At 63.5% G+C, this 16,717-nt stretch carries 13 protein-coding genes; 6 read left to right on the forward strand and 7 right to left on the reverse strand.

Annotated features, from left to right (window positions below; translation table 11 throughout):
* Window positions 1-78: 78 nt before the first annotated feature.
* The 3 genes from galE to AB4099_RS03335 form a co-directional block, all read right to left on the reverse strand.
* Window positions 79-1,101: a UDP-glucose 4-epimerase GalE gene (gene galE, locus AB4099_RS03325; protein ID WP_113510922.1), complete on the reverse strand. Its 1,023-nt coding sequence runs from the start codon at window positions 1,099-1,101 to the stop codon at window positions 79-81.
* Window positions 1,102-1,293: 192 nt separating this feature from the next.
* Window positions 1,294-2,013, reverse strand: coding sequence for a ribonuclease activity regulator RraA (locus AB4099_RS03330; protein ID WP_441477660.1), 720 nt, complete (start codon window positions 2,011-2,013; stop codon window positions 1,294-1,296).
* 122 nt (window positions 2,014-2,135) lie between these two features.
* The gene (locus AB4099_RS03335; protein ID WP_113510924.1) at window positions 2,136-3,104 is read right to left on the reverse strand and encodes a Bug family tripartite tricarboxylate transporter substrate binding protein; all 969 of its coding nucleotides are present in this window, start codon (window positions 3,102-3,104) and stop codon (window positions 2,136-2,138) included.
* Window positions 3,105-3,323: 219 nt separating this feature from the next.
* Here AB4099_RS03335 and AB4099_RS03340 point away from each other — a divergent pair, with 219 nt between their 5' ends.
* The 5 genes from AB4099_RS03340 to AB4099_RS03360 all read left to right on the forward strand — a co-directional run bounded on the left by AB4099_RS03340 (window position 3,324) and on the right by AB4099_RS03360 (window position 9,147).
* Window positions 3,324-4,028, forward strand: coding sequence for a GntR family transcriptional regulator (locus tag AB4099_RS03340; RefSeq protein WP_441477023.1), 705 nt, complete (start codon window positions 3,324-3,326; stop codon window positions 4,026-4,028).
* A complete protein-coding gene (locus AB4099_RS03345) occupies window positions 4,018-4,935 on the forward strand; it encodes a dihydrodipicolinate synthase family protein (protein ID WP_441477024.1) in 918 nt (305 codons plus the stop codon). Before AB4099_RS03340 ends, AB4099_RS03345 begins: the two co-directional genes overlap by 11 nt.
* A 122-nt stretch (window positions 4,936-5,057) precedes the next feature.
* Window positions 5,058-6,788: an L-arabinonate dehydratase gene (araD, locus tag AB4099_RS03350; RefSeq protein ID WP_113510926.1), complete on the forward strand. Its 1,731-nt coding sequence runs from the start codon at window positions 5,058-5,060 to the stop codon at window positions 6,786-6,788.
* A 141-nt stretch (window positions 6,789-6,929) separates the two neighbouring features.
* Window positions 6,930-7,679, forward strand: a complete 750-nt coding sequence (locus tag AB4099_RS03355) for an FkbM family methyltransferase (protein WP_441477025.1) — start codon at window positions 6,930-6,932, stop codon at window positions 7,677-7,679.
* 124 nt (window positions 7,680-7,803) lie between these two features.
* The gene (locus AB4099_RS03360) at window positions 7,804-9,147 is read left to right on the forward strand and encodes a nucleotide sugar dehydrogenase (protein WP_441477026.1); all 1,344 of its coding nucleotides are present in this window, start codon (window positions 7,804-7,806) and stop codon (window positions 9,145-9,147) included.
* Window positions 9,148-9,359: 212 nt separating this feature from the next.
* Here the strand turns inward: AB4099_RS03360 and AB4099_RS03365 are convergent, their stop codons facing one another.
* The 4 genes from AB4099_RS03365 to AB4099_RS03380 form a co-directional block, all read right to left on the reverse strand.
* A complete protein-coding gene (locus AB4099_RS03365) occupies window positions 9,360-11,210 on the reverse strand; it encodes an ABC transporter ATP-binding protein (RefSeq protein ID WP_113510929.1) in 1,851 nt (616 codons plus the stop codon).
* A gap of 21 nt (window positions 11,211-11,231) precedes the next feature.
* Complete coding sequence (locus AB4099_RS03370; RefSeq protein WP_113510930.1) at window positions 11,232-12,173, reverse strand: ABC transporter permease; 942 nt, start codon at window positions 12,171-12,173, stop codon at window positions 11,232-11,234.
* A complete protein-coding gene (locus tag AB4099_RS03375) occupies window positions 12,139-13,098 on the reverse strand; it encodes an ABC transporter permease (protein WP_113510931.1) in 960 nt (319 codons plus the stop codon). Before AB4099_RS03375 ends, AB4099_RS03370 begins: the two co-directional genes overlap by 35 nt.
* A gap of 168 nt (window positions 13,099-13,266) precedes the next feature.
* Window positions 13,267-15,054, reverse strand: a complete 1,788-nt coding sequence (locus AB4099_RS03380; RefSeq protein ID WP_113510932.1) for a peptide ABC transporter substrate-binding protein — start codon at window positions 15,052-15,054, stop codon at window positions 13,267-13,269.
* 201 nt (window positions 15,055-15,255) lie between these two features.
* Between AB4099_RS03380 and AB4099_RS03385 the strand changes: the two genes are divergently transcribed.
* The gene (locus tag AB4099_RS03385; RefSeq protein WP_113510933.1) at window positions 15,256-16,674 is read left to right on the forward strand and encodes a M20 family metallopeptidase; all 1,419 of its coding nucleotides are present in this window, start codon (window positions 15,256-15,258) and stop codon (window positions 16,672-16,674) included.
* Window positions 16,675-16,717: the final 43 nt, after the last annotated feature.

The following is a 16,717-nucleotide window of genomic DNA, read 5'->3' on the forward strand; positions in this document are numbered from 1 at the left end:
ATCCATCTTCATCACAGATTGCTTGGCGCCGGGGAAATCCATTCCCCAGGGCTCGCCGCATGCGCTCTGCGCCTGCAATCAATCCGGTTCGGAAAGTCCGCGCGCATTGGTGCTTTGCCAGCGCCAGGCATCAGCACACATTTCCGAAAGCGTACGACGCGCCTTCCACCCGAGCAGTTGTTCCGCCTGTGATGGATCCGCCCAGCATTCGGCAACGTCACCCGGACGACGATCGACAATCTCATAGGGGATCGTTCGACCGCTCGCACACTCGAACGCCCGAACCATCTCCAGAACCGATGAACCCTGACCGGTTCCGAGATTGATCGGGACGGCTCCGGACACGCGAGCAAGATAGTGAAGTGCCGCGGTATGGCCTTCCGCAAGGTCCATGACGTGGATGTAATCTCGAATTCCGGTGCCGTCCGGCGTCGGATAGTCGCCCCCAAAGACCGAGAGCACCTTCCGTTGGCCGGTAGCCACTTGTGCGACATAGGGCATCAGGTTGTTGGGTGTACCTTTCGGATCCTCGCCGATGAGCCCGCTTTCGTGGGCGCCGACTGGATTGAAATAGCGAAGCATCACGATCCGCCAGTTTGGATCCGCCCTCGCGCAATCTTCCAGGATCTGCTCTCCGAACAATTTGGTACGGCCATAGGGGTTCGTCGCGTGACGGGTCGCATTCTCACGTAATGGAATGCTCTCCGGCTCTCCATAGACAGTAGCAGAAGAGGAGAAAATCACTCTGAGCACACCGAAATGGTGCATTGCCGAAAGAAGATTAGTCATGCCGTTTATATTATTGTCATAATACTCAAGGGGTCTCGCGACCGAATCCCCGACGGCCTTCAATGCGGCGAAATGTATGACCGCCGTAATCGAATGAGCCTCGAAGACCCGTTCGATATCAGAACGATTGCGGACATCACCCTCGAACAAAGCCAAGCGATGGCCGGTGATGCGTTGAATTCGCTCAGCTATATTGCGGTTTGAGTTCGAAAAATTATCGATGACGACAGGCTCAAATCCGGAGGCCAGCAACGATATGCAGCAATGCGCTCCAATATACCCTGCTCCACCGGTAACCAATATTTTCGTCATCCGCAATCGGCTCCACTATCAATCAAAGCCTTGGGAGCATTTGATTATCCCATGACTGCCGTCCCGTGCGCGATGAACGCAAGCGGCAAGCGCAGCTACTTACAAGCCGACGCCGCCGTCAAGATAGTGCCGAATGCTGGCTTCAATGGCCCAAAATGCGTGCTCCGCTGGCCGAGCCCCATGCGGCAGGTGTCATGACCACCCCGACCGCCAGACCGCGAACTTCGCCTTAGTCTCCGCATTGGCCGGATAAAGTCCGAAAATGGTCTCGCCGGCGCGGACACGTTCTTCGACGAAATCTTCATAGGCCGTCTGCTCATAGGCCTCCTCAGCGATCTCATTGGCGAGATGGGCCGGGATCACGCAGACGCCCTCACCGTCCCCGACCACGATGTCACCGGGGAACACCGGCACATCGCCGCAACCGATCGGCACGTTGATATCGGCCGCGTGGTGGCGGATCAGATTGGTGGGGGCACTCGGCCGGTTGTGAAAGGCCGGGAATGGCATCTGGGCGATGTCGGGCGAATCCCGGAAGCCGCCATCAGTGACGACGCCGGCAACGCCCCGCTGCATCAACCGCGAGACCAGAATGCCGCCAGCCGATGCCGCACGCGCATCTTTGCGGCTGTCGATCACCATGACATGGCCGGCCGGACAGGCCTCGACCGCTTTGCGCTGCGGATGCTCGATATCGGCGAAGACGCCGAGATGGTCGAGATCCTCGCGCGCCGGGATGTAGCGCAACGTATAGGCCTCGCCGACCATCCGAGGTGCCGCGGTTCCGAGCGGCCGCACGTCCTGGATGAAAACATTGCGGAAGCCACGCTTGAACAAAGCAGTCGTCAGCGTAGCGCTGGAGACGCGCTTCAGCCTTTCGCGATTTTCAGGGGTCAGCACAGACGTCATCAGAAGGTGATCCTCATTCACTCAAAGGAGGCGGCATACGACGCAGTTGATCGCCGCCCCGGGTCGCACCGCACCGCCGCGCAGCCCCGGGTTGGCGCCCTTGCTCAGAACACGGCGATCGCGATTCACTCGATCTTTACGTTCGCCTTCTGCGCGACCTCGGCCCAGCGCTTAGTTTCGGCGGCGATATGGGCGGTGAAATCGGCCTGGTTCGAGCCGACCGGGTCGACCCCGAGCTTCCTGAGCTGCTCGACCGTCGCGGGCTCGCGCATGATCGCCTGTACCTCGGCAGAGAGCTTGTCGACGATCGGCTTCGGCGTTGCTGCCGGAGCAAAGAAGCCGTGCCAGGAGGTCGCGGCATAGCCGGGAATGAACTCGGCCAGCGCCGGCAGGTCCTTGGCGACGGCCAACCGTTCCGGCGTTGCGGTGGCGAGCGCTCTGATCTTGCCGGCTTCCACATGCGGCCAGGCAATGGTGATGTTGTCGAAGGAAAGCTGGATCTGGCCGGAGAGCAAGTCCTGCGTCACTTGCCCGCTCGAGCGATAGGGCACATGGGCCATGTCGGTACCCGTCGCGACCTTGAACAGCTCCGCCGCCATATGCGTGGAGGTCCCCGCCCCGGACGAGCCGAACGAGTATTTGCCCGGATTCTTTTTCAGCAGCTCGATGAGTTCAGGCACCGACTTCGCCGGCAGGTCGAGATTGACCATCAGGATATTCGGCACGCTCGCCACCTGCGAGATCGGCGCAAAATCCTTGATGTGGTCAAAGGGCATCTTGCTGTAGACGGCCGGGTTGATCGCATGGGTAGAGACCGTGCCCATGGTCAGCGTATAGCCGTCGGCCGGCGCCCTCGCGACAGCCGCGACACCGGTATTGCCGCCTGCCCCCGCCCGATTTTCGACGATGAACTTGCCATTGAGCCGCACAGCCAGCCGCTCGGCCAGGATTCGGCCGAGAAGATCGGTCGTGCCGCCGGCCGCGAAGGGCACCACGATGGTCACGACCTTCGAGGGATAGTCCGCCTGCGCCAGGGCAGCCGGGGCGATCATCAGGCAGGCGGCGGCCATTGCCGCGCGTCGCGTCAAACTCATCAGGTCTTCCTCCCTTATTGCAGCGCCCGCGCAATTCGCGCCGGCTCGACCCTTCTCGGGCTCCTTGCCGCAGGACATAGCACAGCATTTCAGATTTGAAATCTGAAATTTCAGACTTGTTCGGGCTTGATGTTTGTGATGTTTGATGCGGCGATGCAGGGAGGAACGCCGGAGCCCGATCGGGATTTCGGTGCCTCCCCCGCACATGCTGGGACTATGATGACCGAGACCACCACGATCGAGCCCGTCGCCCCTCACCTGCTGCGCTCCTTGCGCGAGCATGTGCATGAGCGTCTGCGTCGGGCGATCGTGGCCGGCAGCTTCCAGAACGGGGAGCGGCTGAACGAGCGTCAGCTCGCCGAAATGCTCGGCGTCAGTACAACCCCGGTGAAGGATGCGATCCGTAAGCTCGAAAGCGAAGGGCTTGTCCGCACAGAGGCACGACGCGGCGTCTTCGTGCTCTTCTCCGCGCGCCAGGCTCTGGAGATGGCGCTTGGCCGCGCCGCAATCGAAAGCGTGATGGCCCATATCGCCGCCAATCGCATCAGCGACGCCGAGATCCGCGACATGTCGCGGCTGATCGACGACATGGCGCACGCGACCGAGCACAGCGCACTCGAGGACCTCGTCAATCTGAACGAGGCTTATCACGGCGCGATCCACCGGATCTCGGGCTGCGCCTATCTGGAGCGCCGGCTGGACGGACAGCGCATGTATGATCACGCCCAGCGCATCGCACTGCTCGGCGAGCAGGACGAACGCCGCCAGGGTTTTGTCGAACACCAGGGAATCTTCGAGGCGCTGGCTGGGCGCAAGCCGCAGCTCGCCGAGCAGCGAATGAGGAGCCACATCGTGCGCTCGGCCAAGAGCCATGTGCGCCAGGTGTTCGGCTCGGATGCGGAGGGATTGGCCTATGACGAATGATCGCTTGCGGACCGCATTACGCGGGATTTCCGGTGTGCATGTCACAGCCTGGAAGGGCGACGGCGAAGCTGACTGGGCCCTGACCGGCCAGATCGTCCGGCACATTGCCGAGGCCGGCATCCACAATATCGTCTCGGCCGGAAATACCGGCGAGTTCTACCCGATGACCACCGACGAGGTTGTCCGCAGCCATGCTGTCGCCGCCGAAGCAGCGGCCGGCAAGGCGCTGGTCACGGCCGGCATCGGCCGCTCCCTTCGCGAGGCGATCGCGACCGGCAAACTCGCAGTTGCGGCCGGTTGCGATGCGGTGATGGTACATCACCCGCTCGATCCCTTTGCCGCGCCGCAATCGCAGGCCGATTACATTCTCGCCATCGCCGAAGCCCTGCCGATACCGGTCGTCGCCTATATCCGCTCCGACGCGATCGGCGTGAAGGACCTCGCCCGTGTCGCGACCCACGCCAATGTCGCCGGAGTGAAGTTCGCATCGGGCAACATGATGCTGCTGGCCGAGTGCGTGCGCGCGACCAAGGGCACCAGCGCGAACTGGATCTGCGGACTGGCCGAGGGTTGGGCTGCGCCCTTCCACGCGCTCGGCGCCCGTGGCTTCACATCAGGGCTGGTGAATGTCGTGCCCGAACGCTCCCTCGCGATCTGGCAGGCGCTGGAGGGCGACGACTATGAACTCGCCCGACGCCTCGTCGACGAGATCGCCGGCTTCGAGACGCTGCGCACCAGATACGGCAACGGCGCCAATGTGACCGTGGTCAAGGAGGCGCTCGGCCTGCTCGGCACGCCGGTCGGCCCCGTGCGCCTGCCCGGACTCCCCGAACTGAACGAGAGCGAGCGCGTCGAGCTGCGCCGTGTCGTCGCCAGTTGGGGCATGCAGCAAGCAGCCGCGGAATAGCCGCAAGCGTCATCGCGGAGCACCCCGACCAGGCGTGCATCCCGCATTGCCGCCAGCGGACCGCTTCGCGACGCGCGCAACGGCGGTCAGGACCACAAGCAAGAAACATCCGAGGAAACACCATGCCCCACCCCCGCAAGACGCCCGAGACGCTGCGCAGCAGGCGCTGGTTCGGCGCCAGCGATCTGCGTTCCTTCGGTCATCGCTCGCGGGCGCTGCAGATGGGCCTCAATCACGAGGAGTTCATGGGCAAGCCGGTCATCGGCATCCTCAACACCTGGTCCGAAATCAACCCCTGCCACACCCATCTGCGCGACCGAGCCGAGGCGGTGAAGCGCGCGGTCTGGGCCGCAGGCGGCTTTCCGGTCGAAATCCCGGTGATGTCGGCCTCAGAGCAGTACCAGAAGCCGACAACGATGCTCTACCGCAACTTCCTGGCGATGGAGGCGGAGGAATCGATCCGCTCCCATCCGCTCGACGGCGCGGTGCTGCTTGGCGGCTGCGACAAGTCCACGCCCGCCCTCGTGATGGGCGCAACCAGCGCCGGCCTGCCCTTCATCTTCGTGCCTGCCGGCCCGATGCTGCGCGGCAACTGGGCCGGCAAGGTGCTGGGCTCCGGCGCGGATGTCTGGAAATACTGGGCCGAGAAGGAAGCCGGCAACATCACAGACGACCAATGGCGCGAGATGGAAAGCGGCATCGCCCGCTCGCACGGCACCTGCATGGTGATGGGTACCGCCGCAACCATGATGAGCCATGCCGAGGTGCTCGGCCTCACATTGCCCGGCGCCTCCGCGATCCCCGCCGCAGATGCCGCCCATCCCCGCATGGCCGCGGCCGCGGGAAAGCGCATCGTCGAAATGGTCTGGGAAGATTTGACGCCCGACCGCATCCTGACCCGCAAGAGCTTTGAGAATGCGCTCACCGTCCATATGGCGGTAGCGGGCTCGACCAATGCGATCATCCACCTGATCGCGATGGCGGGCCGCGCCGGCGTGCCGCTGACACCCGAGGACTTCGACACCTTCTCGCGCACGGTGCCGGTGATCGCCAACCTGCGGCCGTCCGGTGACTTTCTGATGGAGGATTTCTTCTATGCCGGCGGTCTCCCCGCCCTATTGAAACAGCTTGAGAGCAAGCTGCATACCGACGCCATGACAGTGACCGGCAAGTCGCTTGCCGAGACGATCGCGCTCGCAAGGGTCTATGACGACAACGTCATTCGCCCGCTCGACAAGGCCGTCTCGACCGCCAACGGGCTTGCGGTCCTGAAGGGCAATCTTGCGCCCGATGGCTGTGTCATCAAGCCTTCCGCGGCGGAGCCCCGGCTGCTCAAGCATCGCGGCCCGGCTCTGGTTTTCGAGGATTACGACGCGATGATGCGCGCGGTGAACGACGAGGATCTCGAGGTCACCGCCGATCACGTCATGGTGCTGAAGAATTGCGGCCCGGTCGGCGGCCCCGGCATGCCGGAATGGGGCATGCTGCCCATTCCCAAGAAGCTGCTGAAGCAGGGCGTGCGCGACATGCTGCGCATCTCCGACGCGCGCATGTCCGGCACCAGCTACGGCGCCTGCGTGCTCCATGTCGCGCCGGAAGCTTATATCAAGGGGCCTCTCGCCGCGGTTCGGACGGGGGACATCATCGTCGTCGATGTCGAAGCTCGCAGTATCTCCGTCGAGCTTAGCGACGACGAAATCAGCGGTCGACTCGCCACTTGGTCCCCACCCGACCGCAATTATGCTCGCGGCTATGGCCGCATGTCCGCCGCCCATATCCGCCAGGCCGACAAGGGCTGCGATTTCGACTACCTGGAGGGCACGGCCAAGGTGGCGGAACCGGAGATCCACTGAGCGACCTCAGAACGACCGCGGCCGTGGACGCACCAATCCTCACAGGCCAATCCTGCCCTTGGGCCGACCGAGAGCCCAGGGCATTATCGATGCGAGCACCGAAGGCGCCGAAATGGCGTGGCCTGGGCGATGGGGCAGCTGATGACGATCGGATATGACGACACGCTCCCCTTCGACCCACGCCTTGCCTACGAGATGCCGACCAATTCGCAGATCGAGCAGGAGCGTTGGGTCTTCGCCATGTGCAATGGCAGGCGCGGCGGCCGCTTCGCCGAGATCGGCGCTTTCGACGGCGTCCTTCACAGCAACAGCTACTTCCTTGAAACCGAACATGGCTGGAAAGGTGTGGCGGTCGAGCCCAACCCCGAACTCTTTGCGAAGCTCCAGCAGAGCCGCACCGCGATTTGCTTGGAAAAGGCTGTCTATCGCGAGTCTGGCAGGGTCCTTGACTTCGTTGCCTCCCAGGAGATCGGCACCCTCGAGGAGTTCGCCGACAGCGACGGTTATGCCAGGCATCGTCGCCAGGTCGTCGCGGAGAAGGGCCTGATCCAGGTCGAGACCATCACCTTCAACGAGATCGCTGTGATGGGCGATTTCGCGTTAAGCGGCTTCGACTATGTCTCGCTCGATACGGAAGGCTCCGAACTCGATATCCTGCGCAGCATCGATTTGGCTCGCCACCGGATTCCGCTCTTCACCATAGAGCACAATTTCGTCGAGCCGCGCCGGGAGGAGATGCGGCTCCTTCTAGCCCAGGCAGGCTATGATCGGCTCAATATCGGCTTCGACGACTGGTATTTTCACCGGCAGTTCCTCTGCGAACGAAATCACGGCGCCTCGGTGGATCTCGACGGCATCAACCGGTATTTCAAGAGCCTCTACAAGGATTAGATGACATCCCGCCAGGCCAATGGAGCTCCTCCTCCCAGCTTGTGTTGACGGGTTTTCGCAAGTCTGGAACAAGCTCACGCACGAAACAGCCGCCCACGGGTTCGGCGTAAAGCGCGAGTGCAATGTGAATTCGGAAGCCGCGCAGCGCTTCATCGAGCGCACCCATGATCGCTCCTTGACCATCGGCATCATTGGCCTGGGCTATGTGGGCCTTCCACTCGTCTTGGCGGCGCTGCGCAAGGGCTTCAGCGTCATCGGCTTTGACATCGATCGCAACCGCGTCGCGCTGATCAATTCCGGCCAGAGCGACATCAAGCACATCCCGTCCCAGCCCATCGCAGAGGGCATCAGCAGCGGCCGGTTCGCTGCCACGACCGACTTCGATCGGCTGTCCGAGCCGGACGCTCTGCTCATCGCCGTGCCGACGCCGCTGACGCGGCACCGCGAGCCAGACATGTCCTATGTGGTCAAGACGGCAGAGGCGATCGCGCCCCGGTTGCAGCGCAGCCAACTGATCGTGCTGGAATCGACGACCTATCCCGGAACCACAGACCAGGTGATGCGTCCGATCCTGGAAGGCGTATCCGGGCTGGCAAGCGGGCAGGATTTCTTCCTGGCCTACTCGCCTGAACGCGAGGATCCGGGGAACCCCAGCTTCGGCACATCGGATATCCCGAAAGTGGTTGGGGGCGACGGGCCAGATGCCTTGGCAATGGCCGACGCGCTCTACGGCGCACTTGTGGTCAGAACGGTGCCTGTTTCATCACCCGCAACTGCGGAAGCCGTCAAGCTGACCGAGAACATCTTCAGGGCAGTCAATATCGCGCTCGTCAACGAGCTGAAGCAGGTCTACAGCGCGATGGACATCGACATCTGGGAGGTCATCGAGGCGGCGAAGACCAAGCCTTTCGGCTTCATGCCCTTCTATCCGGGCCCAGGCCTCGGTGGCCACTGCATCCCGATCGACCCCTTCTACCTGACGTGGAAGGCGCGCGAATACGACATCACGACGCGCTTCATCGAGCTCGCAGGCCAAGTCAACAGCCATATGCCCTATCTGGTGGTGAACCGCCTGGCGGAGCTGGTCGACACGCAGCGCCACAAGAATTTCAGCGATTCCCGTATCCTCGTGCTCGGCATCGCCTACAAGAAGAATATCGACGACATGCGGGAAAGCCCCGCACTCAAGCTGATTGAGCTGATCGAAAAGCGGGGCGCCCATGTCGAGTTCCACGATCCCCATGTGCCAGTGATCCGGCCGACGCGCGAATACCCGGAGCTGACCGGGAAGAAGGGGATTCCGGTTCTTGATGCGGAAGCACTGGCTGGCTTCGATGCCGTTCTGATCGCGACCGATCACGACATCGTCGACTACGGGCTTCTGGTCGAGCACGCCCAATTGATCGTGGACACGCGCAACGCCTGCGCGCGACACGGGATAAGTGGCGCAAACGTATTCAAGGCGTAACAAGCGAGGCAAACCGGCAGCCGGTCGATCCGGCTCAACGCCCCCCCAAGGCCTTTCTCAACTGCTTCAGCCAGATAGCGTTAGCGAAAGCCGGCTTCAGATCAGCAGGCGGCCGGAGCCCGAGGCATGAAGTACCGCCGGGCCAGCCTCTGGCACGGCGGCTATGACCTATGTTTGGGAAGCGAGGGGCCTTGCCCCTCGCTTCGACGGCCTCACGCCACCTTCGCCACCACAGCCGGCTTTTCCCATTCTTCGCCCCAGATCATCACGGCGTGGCCGGGTGAGACCTCGCGGAACTGGCGGATCGGCGGGACGTAGTCGGGCGCACGCACCGGACTCTTGATTTCGTCGTTCGAGACCGGGCGCTTCTCGAGGCGCCGTGCCGGATCCGGCACAGGCACTGCCGCAAGCAACCTCTTGGTATAGGGGTGTTGCGGATTGCCAAAAATGGCCTCGCGCGGGCCGATCTCGACGATCTCGCCGAGATACATCACCGCCACCCGGTGGCTGACGCGCTCGACCACCGCCATGTCATGCGAGATGAAGAGATAGCCGAGCTTCATCCGCTCCTGCAGTTCGAGCATCAGGTTGATCACCTGCGCCTTGACCGAGACGTCGAGCGCCGAGACCGATTCATCTGCCACGATCAGCCGCGGCTCGACCGCGAGTGCGCGTGCAATGCAGATGCGCTGGCGCTGGCCGCCTGAGAACTCATGCGGGAAGCGGCTCGCCATATCGGGCTGAAGCCCGACGCGGCGCAGCAGCTCGGCGACCTTGTCGCGGGCCTCCGAGCGGGTCGCGAGTTTGTTGATCAGCAGCGGCTCGGCAATCGCCGCGCCGACATTCATGCGCGGGTCGAGGCTGGCGAAGGGGTCCTGGAAGATCATCTGCATGCGCTTGCGCCGGTCGCGCAGGGTCCGCTGGTCGAGCTTCAGCACATCCTCGCCGTCAAGCAGCACCGAGCCGGAGAGCGGCTCGATCAGCCGCATCACCGAACGCCCCGTCGTCGACTTGCCGCAACCCGATTCGCCGACCAGCGCCAGCGTCTCGCCCGCCTGCAGGCTGAAGGAGACGTTCTCGACCGCGTGCACGCGGCCCTTGACGCCGCCGAGCAGCCCTGCGCGGATCTCGAAGCGGGTGGTGAGCCCGCTGACCTCGAGGACCGGCCGCTCGGCATGGGCCACTGTGTCGGACGTCTCGGTCGGAACGTCCGACAGGCCCGTTGCTCGGTCGACGACCGGGAAGCGCATCGGCCGCTTGTGGCCGATCATCGAGCCGAGCTTCGGCACAGCCGAAAGCAACGAGCGGGTATAGGGGTGCGTGGCGCGGGCGAAGATATCCTCGGTGGCCCCGGTCTCCACCGCCTGGCCGTTATACATCACCACCGTGCGGTCGGCGATTTCGGCGACCACGCCCATGTCGTGGGTGATGAAGAGGACGGACATGCCCTCCTCGTCCTGCAGGCTCTTGATGAGCTCGAGGATCTGCGCCTGGATCGTCACGTCGAGCGCTGTCGTCGGCTCGTCCGCGATCAGGAGCTTCGGCTTGCAGGCCAAGGCCATCGCGATCATCACGCGCTGGCGCATGCCGCCGGAGAAGCGGTGCGGGTACTCGTTGAAGCGCGACTTCGCCGCCGGAATACGGACCTTCTCGAGCAGCCGGATCGTCTCGGCCTCGGCCGCACTGCGCGACAGGCCGCGGTGCAGGATCAGCGCCTCGGCGATCTGGAAGCCGATGGTCAGCACCGGATTCAGGCTCGTCATCGGCTCCTGGAAGATCATCGCGACTTCGTTGCCGCGGATATGGCGCATATCGGCATCGGGCAAGGTCAGCAGTTCCTTGCCGCCGAGCTTGATCGAGCCTTCGATCTTGCTCGAGCCGGGCGGTGTCAGCCGCATGATCGAGAGCGCCGTCACGCTCTTGCCGGAGCCTGATTCACCAACGACGGCCACCGTTTCCTTCGGTCCGATATCGAAGGAGACGTCGCGGACCACGGAGCGCCACTGCCCCTCGACACGGAACGAGGTGGTCAGATGCGAAACGGAGAGAATCGGAGAGGTCATGCTGAAGCTTTCCAGTCTTTCCTAGATCACGCGGCGCGGGTCGAGCGCGTCGCGCAAGCCATCGCCAATGAAGTTGATCGAGAGAACGGTGAGGAAGATCGCTGCACCTGGGAACAAGGCCCAGTGCGGGGCGACATCGAGATGATCCTTGGCGTCGAACAGGATCCGCCCCCAGGTCGGGATGTCCGGCGGGAAGCCCAGGCCGAGGAAGGACAGGGTCGATTCGGCGATGATCGCGGACGACACCTCGATGGTGCCGGCAACGATGACCGGTCCCATCGCGTTGGGCAGGATGTGGCTGACGACCTGCCGCCATTTCGTCGCGCCCGACGCACGCGCCGCCTCCACGAACTCCTTCTCGCGCAGCGAGAAGAACTGGGCCCGGACCAGGCGGGCGACGGGCATCCAGCGCAACCCGCCGATGACGACGACGATCAGGACGAAGACGCCGCCCTCAAGCCCGAAAACGGCCTTGAGCTGTTCACGGAACAGATAGATCACCAGCAGCAGCAGCGGCAGCTGCGGCAGCGACAGGAAGAGGTCGGTGACCCACATCAGGAAGGAGTCGACATAGCCGCGCGACATGCCGGCGATCGCCCCGACGACGACGCCGACGAACGTGGCGACCACCATGGCGGCGAGGCCGACGGCGAGCGAGATGCGCCCGCCATAGATCATCCGCGCCAGAATATCCTGGCCGAGATCGTCGGTACCGAACGGATGGCTCCAGGACGGCGTCTGCAGCTGTGCCGCGAAGTCGATATCGTTGATCGCCACAGGCCAGAGCCATGGGCCAATGACGACGCCGAGCACAAGCAGGCCGAGCACGATCGTGCTGATCATTGCCAGGCGGTGTCGGCGGAAGCGGCGCCAGGTCTCGCGCGCTGGCGAGACCGACACGCTCCGCGCCGGCGAGCCGGAAGTCGGCTCAGCGGAAGGAGATACGAGGGTCGAGCCAGCCATAAAGGAGATCCGCAATGAGGTTGAAGAAAACGACGAGGCAGGCGAAGACGAAGGTCACCGCCATGACGACAGGGGTGTCGTTGGCGAGAATCGCCGTGATCAGCAGCGAGCCGATGCCGGGCACCCGGAAGATCTGTTCCGTGACGATGGCGCCGCCGAATACCGCCGGCATCTGCAGCGCGACCAGCGTGACGACCGGGATCAGCGCGTTGCGCGCCACATGCCGGATCGTCACCTTCGTCTCGCTGAGGCCCTTTGCCCGGGCGGTGGTGACATAGTCGAGCCTGACGACGTCGAGCACGGCGGAGCGCACATAGCGCGTATAGGAGGCTGCCTGAAAGAGACCGAGCACCAGGATCGGCATCAGCGCCTGCCGCATCATCTCCCAGTACCAGCGCCAGCCTGTCGCCGCGATATCGGAGCGATAGACGAAGGGCAGCCAGTCCAGCTTGATCGAGAACAGCAGGATGAAGAGCAGGCCGGTGAAGAAGGTCGGCAGCGAGAAACCGACGAAGGCGAGCGTGTTGGCGATCTGGTCGAAGACCGAATAAGGCCGCGTCGCAGCATAGATGCCGACCGGCAGCGCGATCGCAAGCGCCAGCAGCTGCGAGCTGCCAACGACGAAGAGCGTCGTCGGGACCCGCTGCAGGATGAGATCATCGACATTGATTCGGCTGGCGAAAGAAAAGCCCCAGTCGCCTTGGACCATGGCTGTCAGCCAGCGCACATAACGCACCATCACCGGATCATCGATGCCGAACTTCGCGCGCAGCGCCATTCGGACTTCGGGAGGCACATTGGGATTGGTCGCGAGCTCCTCGAACGGGTCGCCAGGCGCCAGCGCAAGAACCGTAAACAGGATCAGGCTGATGCCTAGAAGGCTCGGAATAGCGATGAGCAATCGCCTTATGAGGTAACTCGCCATGTACAGGTCTCTGTCAGCGTGCGGATCGGGACCGTAAACCGGAACCGAAGGATGCAGGGAGCGACGAAGATGCCCCTGCGATGATCCGGCTCCGGCCGGTCAATGAACGGTCGGTACTCCTCCTTAGCGAGAGCGCATTGCGCCTTCGCTAAGGGATTGCCGCTTCTACTAGCTGCGATACCAGCTCGCCAGTCGCCAGACGTCACTGTCCCAGCCGCTATATTTCGGCACTAGGTTGTTGGCCGCCGCAGCGACGCGCGTGCGCGACAGGAGCGGCAGGATGACATTGGCTTCGCAGAAGGCCTCATCGACCTTGATCAGCAGCGCGGCGCGCTTGGCCGGGTCGAGTTCTTTCTGCGCCGCCTTGTAGGCGTCGTCTGCTTCCTTGCTGGCGTAGCGCGAGACGTTGCGGCCGAGCCACTTGTTCTCCTTGTTGGCGATCTCCCAGGAGGTGAACTGGTTCAGGAAGCGCTCCGGATCAGGCTGCGGCTGCGTCGTGGTGTACATCTCCATGTCGCAGTAGAGCTTGGTGTAGGTGTCGGGGTTGGCGACGTCCGAGGAGAAGAACACGGACGCGGTCACCGACTTCAGCTCGAGATCGATGCCGGCGCGCTGGCAGGCCTGCTTGATGATCGCCTGGGTCTTCTGGCGCGGCGCATTGATCGAGGTCTGGAAGACGTATTTCAGCTTCTTGCCATCCTTCTCGCGGATGCCGTCGGCGCCCTTCTTCCAGCCGGCGTCGTCGAGGATCTTGTTGGCCTTCTCGACGCTGAACTCGTATTTTAGCTTCTTCGACTTGAACATTTTCGGCTCGTTGACGAAGCTCGCCGTCGCCGTGCCGCCGCGGCCATAGATGAATTTCTGGATCGAATCGCGGTCGATCAGCAGGTTGATCGCCTGACGCACGGCCGGATCGCTGAGCGTCGGATGCTTGGTCTTGACGCTCGAACGCTCGCCATCGACCTCGGTCCACGGATCCGTCGTGTTGAGGATGATGAACTCGATATTGCCGCTTGGAACCGCCAGCACGCGCCCGCGCCCACCGGTCTCCATGCGCTTGAGGATCTCGTCCTCGACCAGCATGTTCCAGGCATAGTCGAACTCGCCGGTCTGCAGCACGGCGCGCGCCGCCGAGACTGCGTCGCCGCCGCCCTTGACCTCGATCGTGTCGAAATGCGGCTGGTTCTTGACGTGATAATCGGGGTTGCGCTCGCCGGTGACGATGTCACCTGGCTTGAAGTCGACGAACTTGTAGGGGCCGGTGCCGACGGGCTTCAGATTGGCCGGAGCCTCGCGCGACTTGGCCCCCTTGAACTCGCCGAAATGGTGCTTCGGGATGATCATGCCGGCGACGCCGACGAAGGCATCGGCCCAGAACGGCGTTGCCTCGGCGAAAATGACCTTGACGGAGTGATCGTCGACCTTCTCGACCTTGATGTCCTTGTAGGAGCCGGTGGTGTAGGCGGCGGTGGCCGGATCGGCAGCATATTCCCAGTTGAAGACGACGTCGTCAGCGGTGAACGGCTTGCCGTCATGCCATTTGACGCCCTGCTTCAGTTTCCACGTCACCGACTTGCCGTCGGCCGAGAGACCGCCATTCTCCTTGGAAGGGACTTCGGCAGCGAGGCACGGAATGAGATTGCCTTCGGCATCCCAGCCGGCGAGCGGTTCATAGAAGACGCGCGAGGCCTCCTGGTCCTTGGTGCCAGAGGCGAAATGCGGGTTCAGCAGGGTCGGCGCCTGCCAGAGCAGGATCTTCAGCGGCCCGCCGCCACCGGCCTTGGTCGGCTTGTAGTCGTCGACCGGCTGCGCCATCGCGACGCCGTTCCAGGCCAGCATCTGGGTTGCGATCGGTGCGCTCAGTCCCAGCGCCACCATCTTCTGCACGAAGGAGCGCCGCGACTGGCCACCTTCCTTCACATCCGCGATCAAACCTCGCAGGTCGTGTTCGTTCATAAATACCCTCCGCCAATCGGCAACTGACAAAACTCCGGAGGTCTTGCGCCCCCTGCTCTTCCCTCAATCAGCCGCCAGCAAGGCATGTGCCAAAGAGCGCGTCAACCATGCAGCGCAGCGCCTTGCAGTCCCGCTTGGAACTGACTGGACGAGACTCTCCCGGCTTGCTCAAATGCCGAAACCCTTAGAAGCGAGATAAAAATGGACAATCGAAACGACCTCTGGCGCCAGGTTGACGCAAGCAAGGAGCGCTTCATTGCGCTGAGCGAACGGGTCTGGGGCATGCCCGAGGTCTGCTATACCGAAGAGCGCTCCGTGGCCGAACACGTCGCCGAGCTCCGCCACCAGGGCTTTCGAATCACCGAGAACGTCGCCGATATCCCCACCGCCGTCATCGGCGAGGCCGGCGAAGGCGGCCCGGTCATCGCCTTCCTCGGCGAGTATGACGCACTGCCCGGCCTCAGCCAGGAGGCCGGTATTGCCACGCACCAGCCGCTCCAGGATGGCGGGCATGGCCATGGCTGTGGGCATAACCTGCTCGGCTCCGCTGCACTGCTCGCCGCCACCGCGATGAAGAACTGGCTGGCCGAGAACAGGATTCCGGGGCGCGTGCGCTACTATGGCTGCCCGGCCGAGGAAGGCGGCGCAGCCAAGGCCTTCATGGTTCGCTCAGGCGCCTTCGACGACGCCGATGTCGCGATTTCCTGGCACCCGTCGAGCTTCTGGGAGGTCACCCCTCCCCTCTCGCTCGCCAACACGCGGGCCGATTTCATCTTCACCGGCCGCGCCGCCCATGCTGCGGCCTCGCCGCATCTCGGCCGCAGCGCGCTCGACGCCGTCGAGTTGATGAGCGTCGGCGTCAACTACATGCGCGAGCACATGCCAAGCGATGCGCGCGTGCATTACGCGCTGCTTGATACGGGTGGCATCGCCCCCAACGTCGTCCAGGCGCATGCCCGCGTCCGCTACTCGATTCGCGCGCGCGATTTGCCCGGCATGCTCGAGCTCGTCGAACGCGTCCGCAAGATCGCCGAAGGCGCGGCCTTGATGACCGAGACCAAGATGGAGATGCGCATCATCAGCGCTGTCTCGAACGTGGTCGGCAACACCCCGCTCGAAACGGCGATGCACGGCATTCTCGAGGAGCTCGGCGCGCCGCATTTCGACGAGACCGACCGCGCTTTTGCCCGCGATATCCGCTCGACGCTCTCGCCCCAGGAGATCGCTTCCTCCTGGCGCTCGATCGGCCTGCCTGAGACCGACGCTCCGCTGGCCGATTTCGTCGTCCCGCTCGACGCGCCGCGCAATCCAATGATCGGCTCGACGGATGTCGGCGATGTCAGCTGGGTCGTGCCGACGGTTCAAGCTCACGCGCCAACCGTCGCGATCGGCACGCCTTTCCACACCTGGCAGGTGGTGGCGCAGGGCAAGAGCCCGGCCGCGCACAAGGCCATGGTCCAGGTTGCCAAGGCGATGGCAGCGACCGGAGCCGCCGTGCTCTCGGACCCTGCCCTGATGGCTGCGGCAAAGGCTGACCTGAAGACCCGCGTGGGCAAAGACGGCTATGTTTCGCCGCTTCCCGCCGAAGTGAAGCCGCCGCTGAACATGTCGCGCGGCTGAGACAAAAAACAATCCCCAGCCGCCGCTGGCGGCTGGGGACAAC

It is taken from the genome of Allobosea sp. 2KB_26 (assembly GCF_052115715.1).
Lineage (GTDB): Bacteria > Pseudomonadota > Alphaproteobacteria > Rhizobiales > Beijerinckiaceae > Allobosea.

Bases quoted from the DNA above. Each gene is read 5' to 3' on its own strand.
- AB4099_RS03385 (WP_113510933.1), top strand. From the start codon at position 15,256: ATGGACAATCGAAACGACCTCTGGCGCCAGGTTGACGCAAGCAAGGAG.
- AB4099_RS03345 (WP_441477024.1), top strand. From the start codon at position 4,018: ATGACGAATGATCGCTTGCGGACCGCATTACGCGGGATTTCCGGTGTG.
- AB4099_RS03340 (WP_441477023.1), top strand. From the start codon at position 3,324: ATGACCGAGACCACCACGATCGAGCCCGTCGCCCCTCACCTGCTGCGC.
- AB4099_RS03355 (WP_441477025.1), top strand. From the start codon at position 6,930: ATGACGATCGGATATGACGACACGCTCCCCTTCGACCCACGCCTTGCC.
- AB4099_RS03365 (WP_113510929.1), bottom strand. From the start codon at position 11,210: ATGACCTCTCCGATTCTCTCCGTTTCGCATCTGACCACCTCGTTCCGT.
- AB4099_RS03370 (WP_113510930.1), bottom strand. From the start codon at position 12,173: ATGGCTGGCTCGACCCTCGTATCTCCTTCCGCTGAGCCGACTTCCGGC.
- galE (WP_113510922.1), bottom strand. From the start codon at position 1,101: ATGACGAAAATATTGGTTACCGGTGGAGCAGGGTATATTGGAGCGCAT.
- AB4099_RS03375 (WP_113510931.1), bottom strand. From the start codon at position 13,098: ATGGCGAGTTACCTCATAAGGCGATTGCTCATCGCTATTCCGAGCCTT.
- AB4099_RS03335 (WP_113510924.1), bottom strand. From the start codon at position 3,104: ATGAGTTTGACGCGACGCGCGGCAATGGCCGCCGCCTGCCTGATGATC.
- araD (WP_113510926.1), top strand. From the start codon at position 5,058: ATGCCCCACCCCCGCAAGACGCCCGAGACGCTGCGCAGCAGGCGCTGG.
- AB4099_RS03380 (WP_113510932.1), bottom strand. From the start codon at position 15,054: ATGAACGAACACGACCTGCGAGGTTTGATCGCGGATGTGAAGGAAGGT.